At 70.0% G+C, this 16,315-nt stretch carries 15 protein-coding genes and 6 pseudogenes; 13 read left to right on the top strand and 8 right to left on the bottom strand.

The window, feature by feature from the left end:
- Nucleotides 1–22: 22 nt before the first annotated feature.
- The 3 genes and pseudogenes from NRO40_RS30340 to NRO40_RS30330 all read left to right on the top strand — a co-directional run.
- Complete coding sequence (locus NRO40_RS30340) at nucleotides 23–433, top strand: hypothetical protein (RefSeq protein WP_157901916.1); 411 nt, start codon at nucleotides 23–25, stop codon at nucleotides 431–433.
- A gap of 660 nt (nucleotides 434–1,093) precedes the next feature.
- Nucleotides 1,094–1,630 carry a hypothetical protein gene (locus NRO40_RS30335; RefSeq protein ID WP_107115197.1) on the top strand — a complete coding sequence of 179 codons (537 nt, stop codon included), beginning with the start codon at nucleotides 1,094–1,096 and terminating at the stop codon, nucleotides 1,628–1,630.
- 140 nt (nucleotides 1,631–1,770) lie between these two features.
- Nucleotides 1,771–2,505, top strand: a pseudogene (locus NRO40_RS30330) (alpha/beta hydrolase); the annotation flags it as partial.
- Nucleotides 2,506–2,815: 310 nt separating this feature from the next.
- On the opposite strand, the gene NRO40_RS30325 reads toward NRO40_RS30330, so the two are convergent.
- Nucleotides 2,816–2,998 (bottom strand): hypothetical protein, encoded by a 183-nt coding sequence (locus NRO40_RS30325; protein WP_058944318.1) that lies wholly within the window; start codon nucleotides 2,996–2,998, stop codon nucleotides 2,816–2,818.
- Between the two features lie 470 nt (nucleotides 2,999–3,468).
- Nucleotides 3,469–3,963: a hypothetical protein gene (locus tag NRO40_RS30690; RefSeq protein WP_306674904.1), complete on the bottom strand. Its 495-nt coding sequence runs from the start codon at nucleotides 3,961–3,963 to the stop codon at nucleotides 3,469–3,471.
- A gap of 1,001 nt (nucleotides 3,964–4,964) precedes the next feature.
- On the opposite strand from NRO40_RS30690, the pseudogene NRO40_RS30315 reads away from it, so the two are divergent.
- From NRO40_RS30315 to NRO40_RS30305, 3 genes and pseudogenes are all read left to right on the top strand, one after another.
- Nucleotides 4,965–5,776 (top strand): annotated as a pseudogene (locus NRO40_RS30315) (IS5 family transposase).
- A gap of 1,274 nt (nucleotides 5,777–7,050) precedes the next feature.
- Nucleotides 7,051–8,049 (top strand): hypothetical protein, encoded by a 999-nt coding sequence (locus tag NRO40_RS30310; protein WP_058944316.1) that lies wholly within the window; start codon nucleotides 7,051–7,053, stop codon nucleotides 8,047–8,049.
- A 31-nt stretch (nucleotides 8,050–8,080) separates the two neighbouring features.
- Entirely contained in the window at nucleotides 8,081–8,566 is a 486-nt protein-coding gene (locus NRO40_RS30305; protein WP_058944315.1) for a hypothetical protein, read from the top strand.
- Nucleotides 8,567–8,775: 209 nt separating this feature from the next.
- Here NRO40_RS30305 and NRO40_RS30300 read toward each other — a convergent pair whose 3' ends face one another.
- Nucleotides 8,776–9,180: a hypothetical protein gene (locus tag NRO40_RS30300; RefSeq protein ID WP_058944314.1), complete on the bottom strand. Its 405-nt coding sequence runs from the start codon at nucleotides 9,178–9,180 to the stop codon at nucleotides 8,776–8,778.
- 344 nt (nucleotides 9,181–9,524) lie between these two features.
- Between NRO40_RS30300 and NRO40_RS30295 the strand changes: the two genes are divergently transcribed.
- Both NRO40_RS30295 and NRO40_RS30290 read left to right on the top strand, forming a co-directional pair.
- Nucleotides 9,525–9,851, top strand: coding sequence for a hypothetical protein (locus NRO40_RS30295; protein ID WP_058944313.1), 327 nt, complete (start codon nucleotides 9,525–9,527; stop codon nucleotides 9,849–9,851).
- Nucleotides 9,852–9,995: 144 nt separating this feature from the next.
- Entirely contained in the window at nucleotides 9,996–10,400 is a 405-nt protein-coding gene (locus NRO40_RS30290) for a hypothetical protein (protein WP_058944325.1), read from the top strand.
- Here the strand turns inward: NRO40_RS30290 and NRO40_RS30285 are convergent.
- A pseudogene (locus NRO40_RS30285) lies at nucleotides 10,374–10,553 on the bottom strand (transposase); the annotation flags it as partial. The gene NRO40_RS30290 and the pseudogene NRO40_RS30285 sit on opposite strands and share 27 nt — an antisense overlap.
- Before the next feature lie 20 nt (nucleotides 10,554–10,573).
- Nucleotides 10,574–10,782, bottom strand: a pseudogene (locus NRO40_RS30280) (transposase); the annotation flags it as partial.
- Nucleotides 10,783–10,833: 51 nt separating this feature from the next.
- Here NRO40_RS30280 and NRO40_RS30275 point away from each other — a divergent pair.
- On the top strand, nucleotides 10,834–11,217 hold the full coding sequence (locus NRO40_RS30275; protein WP_058944312.1) for a Tn3 family transposase: 384 nt from the start codon (nucleotides 10,834–10,836) through the stop codon (nucleotides 11,215–11,217).
- A 5-nt stretch (nucleotides 11,218–11,222) separates the two neighbouring features.
- On the opposite strand, the pseudogene NRO40_RS30270 reads toward NRO40_RS30275, so the two are convergent.
- Nucleotides 11,223–11,486, bottom strand: a pseudogene (locus tag NRO40_RS30270) (transposase); the annotation flags it as partial.
- Nucleotides 11,487–11,654: 168 nt separating this feature from the next.
- Between NRO40_RS30270 and NRO40_RS30265 the strand changes: the two are divergent.
- A complete protein-coding gene (locus tag NRO40_RS30265) occupies nucleotides 11,655–11,972 on the top strand; it encodes a hypothetical protein (protein ID WP_058944310.1) in 318 nt (105 codons plus the stop codon).
- 267 nt (nucleotides 11,973–12,239) lie between these two features.
- Here the strand turns inward: NRO40_RS30265 and NRO40_RS30260 are convergent, their stop codons facing one another.
- Nucleotides 12,240–13,493, bottom strand: coding sequence for an MFS transporter (locus tag NRO40_RS30260; protein ID WP_058944309.1), 1,254 nt, complete (start codon nucleotides 13,491–13,493; stop codon nucleotides 12,240–12,242).
- A gap of 332 nt (nucleotides 13,494–13,825) precedes the next feature.
- Here NRO40_RS30260 and NRO40_RS30255 point away from each other — a divergent pair, with 332 nt between their 5' ends.
- The gene (locus NRO40_RS30255; RefSeq protein WP_058944308.1) at nucleotides 13,826–14,305 is read left to right on the top strand and encodes a hypothetical protein; all 480 of its coding nucleotides are present in this window, start codon (nucleotides 13,826–13,828) and stop codon (nucleotides 14,303–14,305) included.
- 19 nt (nucleotides 14,306–14,324) lie between these two features.
- Here NRO40_RS30255 and NRO40_RS30250 read toward each other — a convergent pair.
- Nucleotides 14,325–14,555: pseudogene (locus tag NRO40_RS30250) on the bottom strand (IS5/IS1182 family transposase); the annotation flags it as partial.
- Between the two features lie 260 nt (nucleotides 14,556–14,815).
- On the opposite strand from NRO40_RS30250, the gene NRO40_RS30930 reads away from it, so the two are divergent.
- Together NRO40_RS30930 and NRO40_RS30240 are read left to right on the top strand one after the other, a co-directional pair.
- The gene (locus tag NRO40_RS30930) at nucleotides 14,816–14,950 is read left to right on the top strand and encodes a hypothetical protein (protein ID WP_408057103.1); all 135 of its coding nucleotides are present in this window, start codon (nucleotides 14,816–14,818) and stop codon (nucleotides 14,948–14,950) included.
- Nucleotides 14,951–15,437: 487 nt separating this feature from the next.
- A complete protein-coding gene (locus NRO40_RS30240; protein WP_157901915.1) occupies nucleotides 15,438–16,007 on the top strand; it encodes a hypothetical protein in 570 nt (189 codons plus the stop codon).
- The last annotated feature ends 308 nt before the right edge of the window (nucleotides 16,008–16,315 follow it).

The raw sequence follows: 16,315 nt of genomic DNA, 5'->3' as shown, positions 1-16,315 counted from the left end.
TGGCGGACGTATGTCGTCGCCCATGGTGAAGGTCGCGGCGCCGGACGGCCGCGCCCGGACCCCCTTGTGCCGGATCCCCGGTGTGGTCTTCGAATTCGGCAAGTCGGGTTCCTACGAGGAGCAGGTCGGGGTGGTCAGCGAGCACCTCCAGACCTGTTCGGCGTGGGCGGCCGGGATGCGCGGGCCGGACGAGCCCGCCGCCCAGTTCGTGATGGCGGGCGTCCCGCGCATAGCGGCGCTGTTCGCGGGGCTGCCCGAGGGCACTGGCAAGGGACTTGTGCGCAGGGTCTGCGACGGCCGGCCCACGGTCTTCTACGGGAGAGTGGGGCTGGGCCTGCAGGGCCGCGGCCGGCCCGACGACCGGCGGGTGTTCGAGAACTTCGTCGCGTCCGCGAGCAAGCGCGTCGGATGCGGGACCGGGGGAGAGGCGTGATGGCCGACACGAACGGCGGCAGCCGTGAGCCGGGCGCCGGCGGGAGCGCTGGCGGCGCTGAGGCGGAGCCCGGAGCCCGGACCCCGGCGCGGCTGCCCTTTCTGCGGCGCCTGCTGCGGAGCCGTACCGTCCGTGCGGCCGTCGCCGCCGGGACCGCGGGCGCCGTCCTCGGCGCGGGGACCGCTGCCTGGCGCACCGGCTCCCTGCCCCTGCTGAACCAAGCGGCGGCCCCCTGCTGGGACTCCTTCGACGACGGGACGATGGAAGCGCTGTTCGGCGAACGCGAGACCAGAGTCGAGGAGCAGTCCCTGCAGCCCGATCCGCTGGGGGGCTTGGTCTACGGGCAGTGCCGCATCACCAGCTACGGGGAGGGCAGGGCCGCAGGGCAGCTGACTGTGCACGTCCGTACGTTGGACGGGCTGCGGGGCTCCGACGCGCAGCAGTGGCCCGAGGAGTTCCTCGGCGCCCGGATGGCCTCCATGGGAGCCGGGTTGCCCGGCATGGCGTCGGCGTCCCGGGCGTGGCTGGCCCTCCCGGAGAGCTGCACGGGCCCGGCGCGCGAGTACGACGCGGCCACGGTGGTCGGCCTCGCCATGGGGGGGGACCCAGTCGTTCTCCGAACACGAGGAGGAGGACCGTGCGGTCCTGGCCCGCGCGGCCGTGTCCGCGGCGAACGGCGTCCTGCGCGACTTCGGCTGCTCGGGTGCGTACCGGATGCTGGGCCGGCTTCCCGAGCCGGCCGTCCGGCAGGACGTCACCGCGCAATCGTTCTGCGGGATCAAGGGCCTCACCCTGCCGGCCGCCTACCGCGAGGGGATGACGTGGTCCCGCACCGGCGGTGGCGGCGAGGGCCCGGCGGGCGTCTGCGAAGTCAACTACAAGAGCCTGGACGCCACCCTCCGCTTGACGACCGTGGTCGATCCGGCGTTGAGCGCGGTGTTCTCGCGGGACGTGGTCAGAGGAGGGATCCACGTCAGGGGAACCAAGGGGAACGGCACGGTGAACCAGAAGCGCGCCGTGTACGAGGCCGCCTGTCAGACGGGTCCCGTGGTCTTCATGGTCGAGCAGAGGTCGTCCCTGGGAGACGGCCGCTTCGACCTGACCCGGGCGCTGCTGCCCCCGTATGTCGCCGCGGAAGCCGAACGCATCGGGTGCGGCCCTGAGAAGGTCGTTGTCACGGACCCGCCGCGCCGGTGACCCCACCGGTGCGGTCCCCCGCCGGGACCGCGGCCCCTTCCGCGGGCAGGCGCTCCGGGAGGCGGCGCCGCATCCGAGCGCCGCAGGCCCTGGGAACGGGGCGCCGCGGCCGGGCCGTCCGCCGGTCGGACAGCCCGACCACCTGGCATCGCGTCGCCCCGCTCCTCGTCCGGCGCGGTTTCATCGTGGTCTTTCCCGACCTGCGGGGGTACGGCCGGTCCACCGGGCCGGCGCCTACCGCAAACCGCACCGGGTACTCCCAGCAGGCCGTTGCCGGTGACGTGGTCGAGCTGATGCGCTCCCTGGGCCATGCCCGGTTCGCGCTCACCGGGCACGACCGAGGAGGAGGCACTGCCGCGCTGCGTGTCGCGCTCGACCGTCCCGACGCGGTCGTACGGGTGGCGCTGATCGACTGCTTGCCCGCCACCGAGCACCTGTCCCGCATCACGGCTGAGTTCGCCGCGCGGTGGTGGCACTGTTCTCCCCGCTCAGCCGGATATCCCCGAGCGGGTCATCAACGCCGATCCGGACAGCTGGTACCGCGGCGACCCGCAGAGCATGAAGCAGGAGAACTACGACGAGTGGCACGCGGCCAGACGGAACCCGGCGTGCGCGCGGTGCCGGAGGACTACCGGGCCGGCCTCACCATCGACCGGCGGCACGAGGAGGACGGCCGCGCCGCCGGGGCGCGGATACGGTGCCCGGCGCCGGTTCTGCGGTCGCTCCGCGACGACCTTGAGGACCAGTACGGGAACCCGCTGGAGATTTGGCGGCGGTGGGCACCGGACGTACGCGGCCACGGCATCGACGCCGGGCTCCACGTGGCCGAAGAGGCTCCAGAAGCGCTCGCTTCCCTCGCGGGCTTCTCCGCCGGTCCGCCGGAGCAGGACCCCACTGGGCCGCCGTCCGCAACGCGTCGTCAGACAGGGGCGCAGGACTCGTGGACTGCGGGGCCTTGGGCGAGGGATGCGCCGGTTGGAACACCGCTTCGGCTGTGTGCCGCTGCCGGGAGTGCAGGGGCGAAGGAGTCCGACGAGCAGTATGTGCAGTGATGCCGGAAGGCTGTGGCTGCGGAAGGGCGGAGCCCGCCGCAGGGGGGACTGCCCAGGCCACTGCGCGGAGGCGGCCGCCGCGAACCGTCCAGCGGGTGAGCCCGAGCCGGCTCTGCTGTTCCGGCACGTGCTCCTACCGGCCGCGCCTTCCCGACAGCCAGCGCGCAGCCAGCACGAGCACGCAGAAGCAGCAGGCACTCAAGGCCAGCCACCAGGCGACCGGTAGATCCGCGGCGTCAGGGGAGAAGACCACGAGAGCAGCGCCGCAGACGGTCAGCAGCAGCGTGATGGCGGAGTGCTCTGCTCGCTTGGCCACTCGTTCTCCTCCTCAGGGACTGTACGAGGCTCGGGGGGCAAACCGGTGGCACGGGGCAGGGCCGTTCTCATCGTCGCAGATGCCACGGGTGGCGGGGTCTGCGGCGGTTGCCCGGCCGAGGAGGCGGATGCCGTCGGCGACGGTCAGTGGCGTGGCGGCGGGTGGTTCCGCATCCAGCGCCAGGCCCTTGTAATCCCAGCCCGGACAAGGCGGTCCGGCTCCACGGGGAGGGGTGACCGACCGGGACGGTGCAGGCGGCGACCACTGCTGCCGGGAGCGTGCGTGAGGTACGACCGGCGAGACCAGATGGGAGCTTCCGGCGTCGCGGTCGCCGGGCGGTGGCGTCTGGCCGCCCGGAGGGAGGGCCGGATCAGACGGGCGGGACCCGGCGCGCCTGCCAGCCGGACGCGCCTGCCGCACCCGCGCTCCTACCGAGCGCCCGCTCGGCGCGGCAGCGCCCCGGGCGCCGGTCATACAGCGCCCGGGCCCTCCAGGACCATACGGACCTCCGTCACCCTGTAGCCGGCGCGGTCGAAGGCCGCGGCCTTCGGGATGCTCGCGGTGTCCGTCGTCGCGGTGACGCGCTCGGCGCCTTCGAGTGCGTGGAAGCGGGTGATCTCGCCGGGGATCTCGTCGATCAGACCCTTGCCGCGCTGCTCGAGCGCGACCCCCCGATTACCAACGTTGCGCTGGTACGGGGCGGCCGACGGCACAGCCAGCCCGGCGAGGGTGCCGCCAGGCAGCTCGGCGAGCTTCCACCAGCGGTGCTCCCCCAGGCAGTCGAGGTAGAACCCCATGTCCTCCTCGGCCACCTGCCTGGCGACCTCTGTACGCAGTTCGTCCCGGGTGGCCTCGTCGAGGCTGTCGGCCGACACGCGGGCGAAGGCGTCCGGGAACTCCTCGTCGCTGCCCTCGCGGAACGTAAGGCGGCCGGCGTCCGCCGGGATGCCCGCCGCAGGTCCCACTCGTAGAGCGGCGCTGGATCCCCCGGCTCCATCCCGTCCGCGAGCAGGCCGCACGGCGCCTAGTCACTGCCTCGGTCAGCTCCGGTCGGGTGCTTAAGTCCGCGAGGGAGGGAGAGGTTGTACAGGGGGCGCGTGCCGAAGGCGGCGTGCCCGGCGTCCAAGAGCCCGGTGGCGACGGCGGCCGTATCGGCGACCGAGGAGCGCGCCTGGAGGCAGTCGAGTGCCAGGGGCCGCTCGCTGTCGGCACGCCCCCACCACAGGGCGCGGGCGATGTCGCGCCTGACCTGCCCTCGGCAAGCCAGACCCACTCCGGGCGGAACCGGCCGGCGGTGAGTCCTCGCGGATCCGCTCGGCGGCCAGGGCGGCGACGGGGCCGTCGGTAGGGTACGCGACGGCACGATCCAGAGCGCTGGGATCCGCGGAGGCGGAGAGGCATCGCACGGCCGCCACGACCACGGCCGGACGGCGGGCGGGCAATGCGGTTTTCCTCCTCCGGCCGCTTCCGGCTGCGACAGACGGTACCGCAGGCCGCCGTAGAGGCGGCTCCCGGCACCCATGCGCCACCGCTCCGGCTCCGGTGGGGGGAGCCCTGCTTCGAGCAGCGGAGCCCGTCGGCAGCCGCGCAGGGAAGCGCGGCGCGCGGAAGCCTCGTACCCGGCCCCGGCCGGAGCGCAGGCGGGGCCGTACGCCGGCCCCGTCACACCACCCACCGCGGCCACCGGGCGGCCGCCGGGGCTCGGGCCCTTCCTGGGTGGCCCCGCTATGGCTCCGCGGCAGTCCCTCTGGCCAGGGCGAACCAGCCATCTCGCTGACCTCGCTTGCTTCCCGCGCAGAGACCGCCATAAGTTGATCACGCGGCAGGGGCGCTATCCGGTTCTTTCCGCGCACGCAGGGAGAAGAGAGCGTCCACCTCGGGTCAGCCCTGTCGGCTGGATCCTGCATGCACTCCGTGACCTGGTGCTAGGGAGTGTCTTTCCGATCAACGGATCGTTGGTTCGGTCGTGAGGGATGGGGAGATTTCTGACGCTGCGTGGGCGGTGATCGCACCGTTGCTGCCGCCCGTGGGTCGGGCCCGGGGGCGGTGGCGGGATCACCGCCAGGTCCTGGAGGGCATCGTGTTCAAGTTCCGCACCGGGCTGCCCTGGAGGGACCTGCCCGAGCGGTTCGGCCCGTGGCAGACCGTCCACGGACGGTTCGCCCGCTGGGCCGCCGACGGCACCTTCGACCGCCTACTGGCCGCCGCCCAGTCCCGGACGGACGTGGACTGGCTGGTCGCGATCGACTCCACGATCGTGCGAGCCCACCAGCACGCGGCCGCCAAAGGGGGCTCGAAGAACGCGGCCTTGGACGTTCCCGAGGCGGGTTGACCAGCAAAATCCACCTCGCCTGCGACGGACAGGGCCGGCCGCTGGCCTTCGTGGTCACCGCTGGCAACCGCAACGACTGCACCCAGGCCCAGGCCGTCATCGGCAAGATCCGCGTCCCCGGCCCGGGCCCGGGCAGACCTCGGACCCGGCCCGACCACGTTGTCGCGGACAAGGGCTACTCCGCCCGCAGTTTCCGGGCCTACCTGCGTCGGCGCGGCATCAAGGCCACCATCCCCGAACGCGTCGACCAGCTCGCCGGCCGCAAACGGCGTCGTGAACGACCTTGCGGGTTCGACAGGGCCGTCTACCGACGCCGCAACATCGTCGAACGCTGCTTCCACCGCCTCAAACAATGGCGCGGCATCGCCACCCGCTACGACAAGCGCCCCGACCGCTACCTCGCCGCCGTCACCCTCGCCGGCACACTCATCTGGCTCGACACATGATCGACAAGACGCTCCCTAGGTCCGCGCCCTCGGGAGAGCCGTCGCGCAGGACGTACGGAATGTCCGGGCCGTTAAGCCTGAGCAGCGCCTCCCTGACTTCCTCGGCGGAGCGGGGGGCGATCTCACCGCTGGGACGCCTGATGCCGGTCAGTTTGTCGAAGAGGCCCATCAGGTCAACCTAAGGATGCCCGCTGCCTAGGGCAAGGCCGGCTGACCGGGGGCATCTCCTGCACCTTCTCGGGCTCCGCCAGCTCACTGCCCTCCGGTGTCCGGACAGACGGTGCGCACGAACTCTTGGAAGTCCGCCAGGACGGAGTCGTGCTGAGCCGCGGTCGCGGTCAGCACCATGCGGGCCACAGCCCGCTTCCGCGGGTGGCCTCGTCGATCTCTAGGAACAGCGTTTGTCGACCGGCTCCGGAGGCGGTTGGTGATCACCAAGCTTACGGATGTCGATGAGAAACGACGGCGCTATCGCGTCCGGAGCGTGGAACGGCCAGCCGTCCTTCAGAGCATCTGGCCGTCGAGGGCGGCATGCGGCATGCCTCGTCCGCGACCGGCAACGAATGCTGCGGACGGGGCAGGTCACGTAGTCGATGGGCGCGTCGGCGACCTGCTCGGAAGCCTCGCTGACGGGCAGAGTCATCGTGCTTCACCGAGGGCAGCGGCCTGGTGTCCGGCGGAAGGAGCGCGGGGCGCCACTCGTGCAGGGGCGTCACCGTCGCCGACGGCTGACCCGGAACTCGGGAATCCGGTGGGGGCTCGATCTCGGCCTGGGCGGTCGGGCGGGGCATCCGCACGTCGCGGGCGATCGACACCGAGGAGGAAACGATCGCCGAGCTGGAGATGATCGTCGGGATCCACGACGACCCGGCCTGCGAGGCGACGCGGGTCGCACCAGGCTCGCACGGGCCTGCCTCCCGAGATCCATCCGACGCTGGAACGGGTGCTGTAAGCCGCGGTTGCAGCACTCGGGTGCCCGCCTTGATGGAGCGGGCGCCTTGCCCACAACCGCGGGGCCAACCGTCGGTGACCGGCCACACCGTCGCGGTCGCAGGCACCCCGGGCGGCCGGACGGATGATCGGGGGCATCTTGACCGCGCTGGACGAACAGAACGGCACCGTCCTCCCGGGCACGCATGCCGGCACGTTGATCACCCCGAGCCCGGCGGCCTTCCTGGGCGCCCTGCGTGCCGCGTCTTTCCCTGGGACGGGAATACTGCCGCCATCCCTGCTTCATGCGTCGTAACGATCTTCATGAAGGGTTTCGCCCACCCATGACACTCCTCGTCGCCATAGGCCTGCTGGTGCTCTGGTACGGCTCGCTGCCGCTGCGATGGCAGAACTCCTACCTCGCCGGTCCTGATGCCCGGTTGCAGCGCGCGTGCAGGGCTGCCGCTCGTGGGCGCTGGGAGCCCGCCGCACGGCTTTTCGAGGAAGCCGGCCAAGACTGGGAACGCCGTTCCCTGTACGCCCAGCGGCTGGGATATCTCGCAGCCAGGAGGAACGATCGCTGGCTGAAGGCTTGGGAGGAGGCCCGCCCCGGAGATCCGGACGCCGCGCTCGTGGTGGCGCGCGCAAGCGTCCTGTACGCGTGGAAGCTGCGAGGCAAGGCGGGTGCGCACCGCACGTCGCGGAAGCAGTTCGAGCGGTTCCACCGGCAGTTGCTGATCGCTCACGACGACATCAGGCATGCCTCGGCGCTCCGCCCGGACGACCCCACCCCTCTCGTCGCGGAAATCTGGAGGGCGCTCGGACTGGGCTGCTCCGGCCGGGAGATGCACGCGCTGTGGTCCGAGATCACGGCCCGCGCGCCACTTCACTTCGAAGCGCACATCAGTGCCCTTCAGTACTGGACCGGGAAATGGCGAGGCTCGAAGCGGCTCGCGCGGGAGTTCGCCGAAAGATCGGCTGCCGGTGCGCCGCCGGGGAGCTTGCTGGCTGTGTTGCCGGTCATCGCCTGGTACGAGAACCATGCGGACGAGCTCGGTGATGCCGGATTTCGCAGCCCGAAGGTACGGGGACTGGTTGACGCGGCGCTCGCCGACGCAGCTCTCGCTGACCCGGACCACCCCAGGCTCCCGGAAGTACGGCACCTGCTGGCGTACTTCCTGTATCGGCAGGGCCGGTACAGGGCGGCCAGAGAGCAGTTCCGCCAGGTCGACGGCTTCACGGAGGCACTTCCGTGGCGGTACTCGTACGTGAAACCGCTCTACTATCGGGCGATCCGCACGAAGACGGCCCGCAAGGCGCTCCTGGAACGCCGGTCCCGCTGATCACCAGGCTGAAGGAGAGGCAGAGCAGCACATGGATCTCGTCTTGGATCCGCCCCACGGGGTGGGCCCCGTACGGATCGGCATGACGTTCGCGGAAGCCGTCGCCGCGGTCACCCCTTGGGGGGCGCCCGAGGTGGAGCACGACGACGATGACGTGACGATCCGCGCGAAGTGCCGCGAGATCGGCGTCACCATCCTGCTGGAAGGTTCCGGCGAGGCCGTGACCGCGGTCGAGCTGTGGTGGCCGGGCGAAGGCCGCAGCACCGACGTCCGTGTCCTCCTCCGCGGCGACGACGTCTTCACGACACCTGCCGAGAACCTCTTCCACGCCGCGCGCGAACGCGGCTGGATCGTGGACCAGAGCGAGCCCGAGTACCCCTTCATCCCTGGGGTCTCCCTCGGCTTCACCCGCCAGACCTCCCAGGACCTCCCGCGCACGGTAGCCGGGCTCCCCGTCCACGCCACCTCGGTCCTCATCGGCGACGAGCACTACTACAACGAGCGCCTCGGCGGGTGACACACCGCGGGGTCCACCGGCTGTGCCGACCCCTTCTCGTTCCCGGGTGCCATCCGGGGGCCGCGGCGACCGGTACGGCGGCCTGAGGTCCGCTGACAGGCCCTGGCGCTGCTCCCCGGACGATGCCGGCAGGACGGGACCTGGCCGTCGGTCACTTCATCACCGACCGCCGCTGCTGAGGCTTGGGTACGACCCGCCGTACCGCCAGGTCACAGGAGCCGGGCGAAGATCCGCGCCCCGTTGTGGAACGTGAGGGTGAGGCCTTTGGTCGCCGAGGCCGTGTTCGGCCGGGTCGACCACCGCTCAATCGCCGCGACCTCCGGGCACTGCGCGCCCGCCACCGCGGCGATCCAGGCTCCGGCTCGTCGTTCACGAACGAGGCTGGGCCCGGCCGGGGCCGGGGTGCCGGCCCCGGCCTCGTCCGTGAAGCTGTCGTGCTTCGCCCCCTCGGGCAGCTGCCCGGTGAACTGCCACCGCGCCTCGCCGCCGACACCCAGCGTGATCCCGACACCGAACGGATGCCGGGTGTCGCACGCCTCCGCCAGGGTTTGCACGCGGGCGGCCCGGGGCCGGACAGTGGTGACGACGAACTCGGTGAAGCGGACAGGGCGCATCCACTTGTCCTTCTGCGGGGGGGGAGTGCCCGAGGAGGGAGACATCGGCCCCGGCCTCTCGTGCCAGGCTGCGGGCAGGCGGCCAGGGCGGGTGGAACCAGCACGCCGCCGAAGGCGGAAGGGTCCGGGCCTCAGCGGCCACCGGTGCGTACGGGAGTTGCATAGGCTCTGTCCAGCGGATTACGTGATCACTAGGATCAGGGGTGTCCGAGCCCTGTCGGTCAGTGCTGGCGGACTGGAGGGTGCGTCAGTGGCCAGTGATGCGGATCCGGTGCTTCCCGCAGCGGACGGCGAACGGGGAGTCTGTGGGAAGTCGACGGCTGCACGGATGTCTCGGGGCCGCGGTGGCGCTGGTTCTCGTGGTGCCCATTGCCATGCTTCTGGGCAGGTCCTGGAACGCCTGTGACGCGGGAGTGAACAACGCAGCAAACAGCGGCTTCCTGCTTTGGCTGTTCATCCCGGGCCTCTGGACGGTCCTGCTGCTGGCCTGGGTCGCGGTGGGCGCCCTTGTCGGGAACCGTCCCCTGCTCCATGCCCTTACCCTCGTGGTGACGCTCCTGGGTGTCGCCTGGTGCGGTATCTCCATCTTCTGGGAGGGCGCCGCCACCCCTCTGTGCCCCCACGGCGTGCCCCCATGGTGGCCGAGCTTCATCCCCGCCCCGGGTTTTTGACAGGGCGTTGCAGAATGAGGGCCCTGAGAGGCGGGAAGCTGCGGTGTTCGGCTTCCTCCATAGGATCACTCCATGCCTGCTGTCGAACGCGTCACCCGGGCCACGCTTTCCGGTCGTATTCAGCCGATATCCCTCCCTCAGCCGATGCCGCAGCTTCCCCAGCGAATCTGGTCAGATGAAGACTGGAAGCAGATCCAGCTCGGCTACGCCTCGCGGGACATGGACGAGAAGTGGGACGTCTTCACGGAGGGCGAGGTTGTCTTCCTGCACCGAAGCTGGACCGGTAACGGCGTCTTCTCGGCGACCTTCGCACCGGTTGAGGGCGGTGGATGGCGGATCGCCAGTGCCGTCTTCGAACGTGATGCCAAGCGCTATCGAGGCACGGACGACGCCTACGACTGCGTCATGCTTGAGTTGGTGATCAGCGCCATCGTCCTTGGTCAACCAGCATCTGACCTCCGCTCGAAGCTGGTGGAGTCGACGCGTCGGAAGCCGGGTTCCGCCGATGCCCTGGCAAACCTGATTCAGTTGATTCCAGGTGCAGCCTGAGGTGGCCACGAAGATGATCGCGGCCAGCACCTCGCGGTCCCCTCGCCGCCGGTGCCCACCACCCTGGGGGCGGACCGGCGCCGGCGGCACCACCCGCTGGAACAACGTCCACAGGTCTTCCGGCGCCATCCGCTCGACAAGCGCAGCAGTCATCACCCCAGACTGCCGCAAGATCATGCCAACTGAAATGACGTCTTAGTCGACCACTCGGGGCGACCGGCCAGACGCCGGATGCGCGCCGGTTCAAGCAGATGCTGGTGGAGATCTGCACGTCGTTCGTAGCGGGTGCGGAGCCGTTTGAACCGGTGCAGCCTGGCAAGGTGCGCTCGACCACCCAGCGCACCTTGCCCAGTCCGCCACCGTGCGGGACGCCGCGTCGGGCGGCCGGCAATCCGGAACTCGGGCTCCTCGACACGGTGAGTAACTGTGCACCGTGCACGCCGACACACAGGGCCAGTCCTTCCCGTTCGGGGAGCCAGGCCGCGACATCATCGACTTCGGCCTGATCGAGTCCGAGTTCCGGCACCCACTGCGGGTGACGATCTCGGTGCGCGAGGGCGCGATCTCCTCCGCCATGCTGCTGCGGCGCTTTCGCGTCGGTGTGCGCAAGAACGCCACTTACACCGCCTTCCGGGAAGTCGGCCGCGTCACCGACGGTCCAGCTGCTGCGCTACCTTTCCGACGTCCCGCTGCGCCGGCGGGTGACCGCAACCACGACGAGGTCGAGGCATCCCCCGGCTTCTCCCGAGTGGATGGTTTTGGCAAGGGCGCTGTCATCACGGACAACGAGCCCGTCGAGCTAAGGGCTGTCCGGTAAATGATCTACGAGTCGCCTCGGGCGAGGTTGTGCATCCGTGCGATGCCGAGCATGGCGTGCTGGACGCCGTCGCCTCTGAGGTGGCAGTCGCGGAGGATCTTCCTGGGCTTCCTGCGGGCGAAGACGTGCTCAACGCGGGCCCGGACCTGCTTGTGGGACTTGTTGTGTTCCTCTTTCCAGGCCGGGAGTTCGCCTTGGCCTCGCTTGCGGCGGTGCGGGATGACGAGGCCGGTGCCCGGGTAGCCGCCGTCGGCGATCGTGAGGGTCTTGCGGCTCCGACGCCGTGATCACACCAGTCACATCGAGATCATTTCGTCCATGTGACCACTTCTTCAGAGAGCCACCGGGGGCTCTCGGCGGCCGATCTCCTGAGTTGCGACACTCTGCGTGTGAGCTATCCCGCGACAGACCAGCTGTCCTCCCCCGAACGTGCCTTCATGATCAACGCCACCGAGATCGACATCCTCCCTGGCGTTTGGGGTGACCTCGACGAGCCGCTGGTCTCAGAGCCCGCCTCGGCTCTCGTCCCGATCCTCCTCCCCCTCGTCGACAGAGGATGGATCGAAGTGTGCCGGGTCGTTCCCTGGACAGCACCGGATGGCACTCTCGGAGAGCAGCCCGGGCCCCCTATCCCGAAGGAGGACCTTCCCGCTGTCCTGGCGGACGCCGAGAACTGGGAGTACCCGCCATCCGGCACGTGGCTGGGGTGCCTCACACTGACCCTCACCGAAGCGGGACAGAGCATTCCCCGCTGACACTCAGTCTCAACGGCACCCCTCCGCGCTCTGCAAGATCCTCCGCGACTGCCGCCTCCAAGCCGAAGGCGTTCACCATGCCTGCTCGGCATCGCCCGCTTACACAGCCTCAGCCTCGCCGGATGAGGCACAGCGGCGCTGGTCAATCGGCATATCGTAGATCATTTACGGGACAGCGCTCAGAGAAGACAATGCGCTTGTCACTACTCCAGCGGCAGCGCCATGCACGTGCCGCAAGGCGGAAGACTCTGACACCTATCTGTCTGGTCAGCCCGTCGCTTCCACGGCAACGCCCGGCTGCTGCAGCCGGGTCCGCATGCCCCAGCGGGCAAGAGACGGGCCGGCAGCACCCAGCGCCGCGAAGAACACCGCCGGCAGCAGCCAGCCCGCCGTGCCAAGGCCCAGCACCACCGTGGTGAGGATCGCGGGGGCAAGAGCCTGGCCCGCGCTGAAGCCGAGGCCGAGGACACCTTGGTACTGACCCTGCGCATGGTCCGGGGCAAGACCGAAGCCCAGGGCGAAGCGCGCCGAGGACTCCCAGACCTCTGCCAGGCTATGGACGAAGATCGCTGCCAGGAGCAGTCCTGCTGCCGCCCAGACCGGGGTGTACGCCGCCAGCGCCATCATCGGGCAGCTGACGAGGAAGAGGAGCCCCGCGGTGCGAAACGCCCTGCCGCCGTCGTGCGGGGTTTCGATACGGGAGCCGATCCTGGTCTGCATCAGTACGCAGAAGGCGGCATTGACGGCGAACAGCGCGGCCACCGTCCAGCGCGGCGCTTCCGTGTGTTCGGAGATCCAGATCGGCAGGAGCAGGGAGGCCACCGGGTATTGCAGTCCCATGGCCCCGTAGAGGGCGGTGAACGTCAGAAACGGGCGGTCCGTGAAAACGAGCCAGCGACGCTGCTGCGGCGGTGCTGCCAGCACCGGATAGCGGGGCAGCAGGAGCAGAAGCACCGCGCACAGGGCGAAGCTCGCCGCGTTGCCGAGGACCAGCGTGACATAGGCGCCGCGGGTGTCCGCGGCCAGCGCCAGCCCGGCACCCACCGTTCCGAGAATGACGCCCAGGTTGACGAAGGTACGCAACTTCGCCCGGAACAGGGCCGGGCGATCACCCCCGACCCGGACCACCAGAGCACCCCAGGCCGCCCCGCCCACTGCTGCGGCGATCTGGTCGACCGTCGCGATGATCGTGAGCGCGGCCCAGCTCTCGACGAGGACGAGGGCCGCCATCGACATCGCCTGGACCGCGAGGGCCAGCATCATGATCGTGCGCGCCCCGCGCCGGTCGGCGAGATGCCCTCCGGGTATGCCCGCGCACAGGCCGATCAGTCCGGCGATGGTGAGCGCGGCGCCGACCTGCACCGCGGGCAAGCCCACGACCAAGGTGAAATAGAGCGCCGACGCCGCGTTGAACAGACCGTTGCCGATCCGGTTGACGAAACTGGCGGCGATCAGCACGCGCTCCGGCTTGCTATCTCCCGCCATGCGGCCTATTCGGCCTGTCAGGCCGCCCGTGATCATGGACGGCAGGCTAACAGTGGCCGCAGTACCGCCGCAGTCCTATCAAGATCGCATACCCGTATTGCGACCCGTCGCTGGAGCGAGTGCTGGGGCCTCGGTTGCCGCACCCGGCCGTCCTCACGCTGCTGAACGATTTGGATGCCCGGCCCAAGCCGCAGCGCCACGTGTGCGGAATGCGTGCCCTTCGCCAGCCCGCTGTGCGGACCTGCCGACCGTGTCACCGAGATAGTCTCCGCCTACGAAAATCTTGCCAGAGCAAACGTTCGCGTGTACGCCGACAGAGCACGATGTGTCAGGCAAGATGCGTCCGTATCAGTGGGGGAGGGTTTGGGGTGGGTTACACATTGCAGGCGGTCATCGCGTGTGACGAGATGTTGCGCGTCGCGTCGCGGGAGGTTCCTGGAGCCCAAGTGGTGCCTCTTGGCCAGGGACTGTCGCTGATGCCGATGACCGATGAGGTCGTTGACGCCGTCACGGACGGCAGCGATGGACGGGACCTGGGATTCTGGGGACTGCCAGGGGGCTTTGACACGCTGCTGGCTCAGTGGTCTGTTGCGGGCCCGGTCGCCTATGTGGAGGCCGAATACTTCGGAGGAGACGGCGAGCAACGAGCCGCTGTCTGGGCTGACGGTGCACTGGCACTGGGTCCGCTGGATGAGCCGACGAAGAAGCGGTTCTCTCGGGCGGTCAGCCCCATCCCCCAGGCTCTGCGGCGGCTGGGCGCCCGAAGGAGTCTGGGCGAGGACGAGTTCGAGGCCATGGGGCTGGGCCGCCATCGCAGCACCGAAGACTGGATCGCCAACGCCTGCTAGGGGTGTCCGGATAGTCGTGGAGCCAGAGTCGGAGGCAGGCGAGGGTGACCATGGCTTGGTTGTGGGTGGCTCCTTTGTCGTAGCGGGCGGCCAGGGCCCGGTTCTGTTTGCGTCGGTTGAAGCAGCGCTCGATGATGTTGCGCCGGTAGGCGGCCTTGTCGAGGCGGCAGAGGGTCTCGCCGCGGCGGATGCGGCCGTTGATCTGGTCGATCCGCTCGGGAATCGTGCAGGCGATCCCGCGCCGTCGCACTTCACCCACGAGATGGTGTTCCGGCGGTGCCCCGATTGCCTGAGCACAGCATCGTGCGCGAGGACGACTTCGTCGGCCTCGCCTGTGGCAGCGATCTGCCTGCCGCGTGGAACGTGGTTCCCACCGTGCGACGGCCGGGGGTCACAGCCACTCGTGGATCGCCGCGAGCTGGACAGCTACCTCGTAGCGGACCGCGAGATTGTCGTATCGCGTGGCGACGGCGCGGTGCCTCTTGAGGCGGTTGATCCGCACTCGACCGCGTGACGTTCGCGGTAGTCGACCCCGTCGAAGTGCGGCGGCCGGCCACCGTTGGAGCCGAGCTTCCGGCGGTTTCGGGCCTGGTCGGCCGCGAGTACGCGGACCGCGTCCACGCCCTCGCGGGCGACGACCTGTAGCGAGCCATCCGGGCTCCGAGATTCCCGTGGCGGTTTGGGCATCTCTGGGTCATGCCGCAGGTAGCGGGGGAGGGGGGTGGGCCGCGGGGGCCCGTCCCGATGAGGCAGGATGTGGGGCGGGGAGGGATTTGAATGCGTTCAGAAATGCTGGGGTGGGGGCGGCGGCAGGTGCGCGTGACCGACAGGTTGGGCGCGGTGCTGACGGCATCGGTGTCGGTGATGGCCGTCGAAGCGGTGATCGGGATGATCGCGGTCGTCGTGTGGGGGCAGGTCCAGGAGAGCCCGGGTCTTCCCTACAACGCGATGGGGATCTTCCTTTTGGTGGTGATGGCGCCGCTCGTAGCGGCGGTGGGAGCCGCGCTCGGTGCTCTGCTGTCGCTCGGCGGGGTGGTTCCCCTCCTGGCGGCGGCCGCGTGGCTCGGCCGCCGTTTCTCCGGACGCGAGGCGTGGTGGTGGGTCCCGGTAGTGGCGGCCGCCGGTGCTCGCCGTGGCGGTGCTCGCGGAAGTAAGCCCCTTGGCGGGCCTGGGCTGGTGGCTCGCGGCGACGGTGGCCCTCGCCCTCGCGGCGCTGGTCGCCCGCAGGCTGCTGCTGACGGACCGCCCGTGGCTCTCCGGCGGGAACATGTTCGGGTCGGTGGTGGTGTACGGGACGCTCGCCGTCGTCGTCGCCGGTGCGCTCGCCGGCATCGGCCTGTATGCCGGCATCGGGTACGAGCCTCCGCGGTTGAGCACGGAACGGATCGCCGGGACCTGGTCCGACGGGAAGGGCGGCACGCTCGTCCTCGCGGCGGACGGCAAGGCCACGGCGGACCGCATCAAGACGTTCGCTCTCGGGGAGTCCTTCGATTCCGTGGTCCACGAGTGCACCGGGACGGGAACCTGGACATACGAGCCAGGTAGCGGACCGTGGTCCCAGACAGTGGACGTGTCGCTCGACGGTTGCGCCATGGACACCTGGGAGGTGTTCGGGAGTCTCGAGCACCCGAAGCTCTTCGTGTTCATAGGGGACCCCGACAGCGGGGACCTCTATACGCTACAACGCCGCGACCAGAGATGATCACTGCTACAACGAAGAAGAGGTAGCGCGGCGGTCAGCGGCAGATGCCGCTCAGGGGCGGGAAGCGGTGTGCCCCTTCAGGCCCGTACTCCAGTGGTGTCCGCCGCCGCAGTCGCACGTGTAGGGCCCACTGGCGGACAAATCTCACCGGGATGCCACGACGCCTTCTCCTCGCTCATGACCTCTGCCGACGACGGCACCTCGGATAGCCGGGACCCGGGCAACCCCTGCCAGGTCTTCGCCGGGGCCCGCGCGCCTCGGGGTGACGGGGGCCCCGGCGAGAGGGGCAGCAGCCGTTGAGGTCCCTT

Origin of the sequence: Streptomyces changanensis (assembly GCF_024600715.1) — a bacterium.
Classification (GTDB): Bacteria; Actinomycetota; Actinomycetes; order Streptomycetales; family Streptomycetaceae; genus Streptomyces; species Streptomyces changanensis.
Note: the sequence above shows the minus strand (reverse complement) of the source record. Positions and strands in the feature narration are given on the sequence as shown.